The organism is Microcoleus sp. MON1_C1 (genome assembly GCF_036701945.1).
Taxonomy (GTDB): domain Bacteria; phylum Cyanobacteriota; class Cyanobacteriia; order Cyanobacteriales; family Microcoleaceae; genus Microcoleus.
In genome coordinates, this window is record NZ_JAUBRO010000138.1 from 1 (window position 1) to 1345 (window position 1345).

Below are 1345 nucleotides of genomic sequence, written 5' to 3' on the forward strand. Positions count from 1 at the left end.
TGAGGGTTCTCACCCAGTTCGACCGCTGCCAGGGGGTTTGAAAACTCTCGCGATCAAGCGTGAGGGGTAAGTTCCGTCTAACCCTGGACAACAACGCAAAAGAGGACACGGCCATGCCATTTCCCTACCCAAAAAATAGCGACTAAATTGTTTAACAATTACAAAAAAAAGGACACAGTATTACTGTGTCCTTACCTATTTATTGTAGGAACACGGCTTGCCGTGTCCCTAACCGTACCGCCGATATCCCGATTAGGATTCTTGCCGTTTAAAACAAGAACAATTCAGAATTACCGGTCGGTCCCAAATTGACATCGACAGTGGCAAACAAACTGTTACCACCAACCGTAGAACCGTTGCTATCGTAATACAGTTTAGTAGACAAACCGTCGTAGATAGCCATGATGGACGGCCCGGTTAAAGTTGCTTCCAGCGCAGTTACACCACCTGTACTCGTGTAAGCGTAGAAACTCGAAGCCAAAGACCCTCCGGTGGTAAACGCTGCAAAACCAGTTTTGTCGAGGTTAATTACATCATCAGCAACGCTGTAATTGGTAATGAAATCCCCGCCGTCAGCAGTAGTTCCGCTGAACACAAACACATCCAAACCAGCACCGCCGTTGAGAACATTGGTTCCTACACCGCCGATTAAAGTGTCATTCCCGATGCCGCCGTTGAGAGTATCGCTACCGCCACCGCCGAAGAGGCTGTCATTACCATCGTCGCCGGAAATGCTGTCGTTACCCAAACCGCCGTCGAAAATGTCGGCACCAGAACCGCCGCTGAAGATGTCAGCAAACTGAGTACCAGTGACGCTGTTAGCACTCGCATCTCCGGTAAATAACACAGGAGAGGTGAAGTTGTAACCGCCAGCACCAGAACCGAAATTGTTAAAGGCGATCGGGAAAGTGTTCCCAGCCGCAGTTAAATCGGCAACGCTGCCTGAGCTAGTAGTAGTACCACCGGCAGAAGGTGCGATCGTACCTGTAAATACAAAGTCCGCCGTTCCCAGATTGCTAGCAGCAGTACCCAAATTAGCAATTAAGGTAGAACCACCCGCTGCGGTACCGTTCGAGTCAAAATATAACACAGTCTCGTTCGACGCATTCGTAAAGGCGAAGAAACCAGCAGTTGTAGAATTCCCCAGGGCTTTAGCTTGTGCAGCTTCCAAAGAGGCATAACTGCCGCCTGTGAAAATTACTAACTCTTTGCCAGTAATGTCAGGATTTGAACCCGTCACAGCGTCAAAGTTAGTCGTAGTCAAATTACCGAAAGCGCTCGCGGTAAACTGGAATTTGTCAGTTCCAGAGGTAAAGTCAGTAATCGTATCGCCGCCTTCGCCTGC

The 1345-nt window shown here is 49.1% G+C and carries 1 protein-coding gene; it reads right to left on the minus strand.

From position 1 onward, the window contains the following. Positions 1–268: 268 nt before the first annotated feature. The coding region (locus tag QUA62_RS29200) for a calcium-binding protein (protein WP_333408281.1) at positions 269–1345 on the minus strand (1077 nt) is incomplete at its 5' end.